The organism is Kitasatospora sp. NPDC091276 (assembly GCF_040684355.1).
Taxonomy (GTDB): domain Bacteria; phylum Actinomycetota; class Actinomycetes; order Streptomycetales; family Streptomycetaceae; genus Kitasatospora.
This window is the reverse complement of the sequence record NZ_JBFBFU010000075.1, coordinates 1-4,213: the sequence shown is the minus strand read 5'-3', so window position 1 is coordinate 4,213 and position 4,213 is coordinate 1. Positions and strand designations below refer to the sequence as shown.

The 4,213-nt window shown below is 73.7% G+C and carries 2 protein-coding genes; both read left to right on the top strand.

Going from position 1 to position 4,213, the window contains the following annotated elements; genetic code table 11:
* Positions 1–373, top strand: a 373-nt coding sequence (locus AB0O19_RS38375) for a phosphopantetheine-binding protein (RefSeq protein ID WP_363626376.1), incomplete at its 5' end; no start/stop codon positions are given.
* Positions 374–408: 35 nt separating this feature from the next.
* The coding region (locus AB0O19_RS38370) for a beta-ketoacyl synthase N-terminal-like domain-containing protein (RefSeq protein ID WP_363626374.1) at positions 409–4,213 on the top strand (3,805 nt) is incomplete at its 3' end.

The following is a 4,213-nucleotide window of genomic DNA, read 5'->3' as shown; positions in this document are numbered from 1 at the left end:
CGCCCTGGAACTGCGCAACCGCCTCACCGCCGTCACCGGCCTGCGCCTGCCCGCGACCCTGGTCTTCGACCACCCGACCCCCGCCGCGATCGCCGCACACCTGCTCGGCGTGCTCCTGGACGAGCATGACGCCGCGGACGGCGCCGCGCTGTTCGGCCAACTCGACCGCCTGGACGCGGCCCTGGCCGATGCGGACACCGACGAGGCGACCCGCAACGCGGTTTCGCTCCGGCTGCGCCGAATGCTGGAGAAATTGCGAAACCAGGACGCGCAGAATGCCGAGGACGCCATTGCGGAGCGGCTCGAAGCAGCGAGCGCGGACGAGGTCCTGGCCTTCATCGACAACGAGCTCGGCCGGCTGAGCGACCGCTGACCGACCCGCCTCATCACAGGAAGGCACCACCCCCCATGTCGAACGACAGCAAGCTCGTTGACTACCTCAAGTGGGTCACGGCCGACCTGCACCAGACACGCCAACGACTGCTGGAGGCCGAGTCCGGCCGGCACGAGCCGATCGCCATCGTCGGCATGGCGTGCCGCCTGCCGGGCGGGGTGACCACCCCCGAGGAGCTCTGGCGGCTGGTCGCGGACGGGCGGGACGGCATCACCGGGTTCCCAGCCGACCGCGGCTGGGACATCGCGGCGCTGCTCGGCGAGGGCAGCGGCAGTAGCGCCTCGGTCGAGGGCGGGTTCGTCGCGGCCGGCGAGTTCGACGCGGGCTTCTTCGGGATCTCGCCGCGCGAGGCCCTCGCGATGGACCCGCAGCAGCGCCTGCTGCTGGAGACGTCGTGGGAGGCCTTCGAGCGGGCGGGCATCGACCCGAGCGGCCTGCGCGGCACCCGCGCCGGCGTGTTCGTCGGCACGGCGGGTGTCGACTACGTCGGCGTGGTGATGAACTCGGACGAGGACATGGAGGGCCACGCGACCACCGGCCTGACGGCGAGCGTGCTGTCCGGCCGGGTGTCGTACACCTTCGGCCTGGAAGGCCCGGCGATCACCGTCGACACGGCGTGCTCGTCCTCGCTGGTGGCGATGCACCTGGCGTCGCAGGCGCTGCGGGCCGGCGAGTGCACGCTGGCCCTCGCGGGCGGAGTCACCGTGCTGTCGACGCCGATGAGCTTCTCCGGCTTCTCCCGGCAGGGCGGGCTCGCCTCGGACGGGCGCTGCAAGGCGTTCGCCGACGGGGCGGACGGGACGGGCTGGGCCGAGGGCGCGGGCGTGCTGGTGCTGGAGCGGCTCTCGGACGCCCGCCGCAACGGGCACCCGGTGCTGGCCGTCCTGCGCGGCTCGGCCGTCAACCAGGACGGTGCGTCGAACGGGCTGACGGCGCCCAACGGCCCCTCGCAGCAGCGCGTGATCCGGCAGGCGCTCGCCAACGCCGGGCTGTCGGCCGGTGAGGTGGACGCCGTCGAGGGCCACGGGACGGGCACGCCGCTGGGCGACCCGATCGAGGCCCAGGCGCTCCTCGCCACCTACGGGCAGGACCGTGAACAGCCGCTCCTGCTCGGCTCGCTGAAGTCCAACATCGGCCACACCCAGGCGGCGGCGGGCGCGGCCGGCGTGATCAAGACGGTGATGGCGCTACGGCACGGCGTGCTGCCGAAGACGCTGCACGTCGACGCGCCGTCGGCCGAGGTGGACTGGTCGGCGGGGGCCGTCGAGCTGCTCACCGAGGCCCGAGCCTGGCCGGAGGTGGACCGGCCCCGCCGGGCGGGTGTGTCCTCGTTCGGGATCAGCGGGACGAACGCGCATGTGATCGTCGAGGAGGCTCCGGCGGAGGATGTTTCCGGGGCGGATCTCTCGGTCGTGCCCGGTGTGGTGCCGTGGGTGGTCTCGGCGAAGTCGGGGGCGGCGCTGGACGCGCAGGTGGAGCGGCTCGCCGAGGTCGATGATTCTCCCGTGGACGTCGCCCTCGTGTTGGCGGGGCGCTCGCGGTTCGGGCATCGGGCGGTGCTGGTGGACGGGGCCGAGGTTGCGCGCGGGGTGGCGGGGGAGTGGTCGACGGCGTTCCTGTTCTCGGGGCAGGGGTCGCAGCGGCTGGGGATGGGGCGGGAGTTGTATACCCGGTTCCCGGTGTTCGCTCGGGCTTTCGACGAGGTGTGCGCCGCGCTGGAGCTGCCGGTTCGGGATGTCGTGTGGGGTGAGGACGAGGAACTGCTGAACCGGACGGAGTACGCCCAGTGCGGACTGTTCGCGGTCGAGGTGGCGCTGTTCCGGCTGCTCGAATCGCTGGGTGTGGGGCCGGAGTTCGTGGCCGGGCACTCGATCGGCGAGATCGCGGCGGCGCATGTGGCCGGGGTGTTCTCGCTGGAGGACGCCTGCAAGCTGGTGAGCGCTCGTGGCCGTCTGATGCAGGCACTCCCGTCGGGTGGCGCGATGCTGGCGGTGCAGGCGTCGGAGGACGAAGTCCTGCCGCTGCTCACGGATTTCGTGTCGATCGCGGCCGTCAACGGTCCGACCTCGATCGTGGTCTCGGGTACGGAGGAGGCCGTCGCGGAGATCGGGGAGCACTTCGCCGACCGCAGGACGACGCGGTTGCAGGTCTCGCACGCGTTCCACTCGCAGCTGATGGACCCGATGTTGGAGGACTTCCGCGAGGTCCTCAACGGGCTGAGCTTCAGCGCGCCTTCGATCCCGCTGGTCTCCAACCTCACCGGCGCCCTCGGCGAGGACGTCACCAGCCCCGACTACTGGGTGCGCCACGTTCGCGAGGCCGTCCGCTTCGCCGACGGCGTCCGCACCCTGCGCGAGTCCGGTACCACCGCTTTCGTCGAGCTGGGCCCGGACGGCGTCCTCGCCGCCCTCGCCCAGCAGGACGGGGACGCTCCCGCGCTCCCGCTGCTGCGTCGCGACCGGCCCGAGGAGCACACCCTCGTCACCGCGCTGGCCCGCCTGCATGTCGCGGGTGTCCCGGTCGACTGGGCGCGGCTCTTCGAGGGCACCGGCGCCCGCCGCGTCGACCTGCCCACCTACGCCTTCCAACACGAGCACTACTGGCCGCGCCCCGCCCGCCGCATCGGCGACGTGACCGGCGCCGGCCTGTCGCCCGCCGAGCACCCGCTGCTGGGCGCGACCGTCGCGCTCGCGAACGCCGAGGGCACGCTGTTGACCGGCCGCCTGTCGCTCAAGGCGCAGCCGTGGCTGGGCGACCACCGGGTGGGTGGCGTGGCCGTCTTCCCGGCGACCGGGTTCCTGGAGCTGGCCGTCCGGGCCGCCGACCAGGTGGCGTGTGACCGGGTCGAGCGGCTGACGCTCGCCGAACCGCTGGTGCTGGCCGAGGACGGCGCGGTAGTCGTCCAGATCCAGGTGGACGCCCCGACGGCCTCCGGCGCGCGCCCGGTGCGGATCTTCTCCCGTCCGGACGCCGACGCCGATGGCGCGTGGACGGAGCACGCCTCGGGCGAGCTCGTCCGCGGCGAGCGCACGGCCGACTTCGACGCCTCGGTTTGGCCGCCGAAGGGCGCGGTTGTCGCGGAGCTGACCGGGATCCAGGAGGAGGCGGACCTCGGTCCGGCCTTCGACGGGCTGCGATCGGTCTGGCGGCGCGGCGAAGAGACCTTCGTCGAGGCCGTCCTGCCGGGCGGCGCGGCCGATGACGCCGCGGGGTTCGGCGTGCACCCGGCGCTGCTGGCGGCCGTGGTGAGGGCGGACGGCCGGGGGCTGGTGCCGGTGGCGTGGTCCGGGGTGTCGCTGCATGCCTCGGGCGCGTCCGTGGTGCGGGCCCGGCTCGTGCGTACGGGTGGGGAGACGCTCGCGCTCGCCGTCGTGGACGCCGCCGGGGAGCCGGTGCTGTCCGCCGAGGACCTGACGCTGGCCGAGCCGGCTGCCGTGGCGCAGGGAGCGGCTGCGGCGGGCTCGTTGCTGCGGCTGGAATGGGTGCCCGCGCCGTCGCGCGCGGGTGAGCGCGTGACGGCGGCGACGCTGGGTGCGGGCGTGGCGTCGTTCGCCGACCTGACGGACGAGGTGCCGGGTGCCGTGGTGGTCCCGGTGGCGGGTGGTTCGACGCCGGAGGCCGTGCACGAGGTGACGGCGTGGGTGCTGGGCCTGGTGCAGGAGTGGCTGGTCGAGCCTCGGTTCGCGGACGCGCGCCTCGTCTTCGTCACGCGGGGTGCCGTGGTGGGTGGCGAGGTGTCCGACCTCGTCGGCGCTGCCGTGTGGGGTCTGGTGCGGGTGGCGGAGTCGGAGAACCCGGGCCGGTTCGTGCTCGTGGACG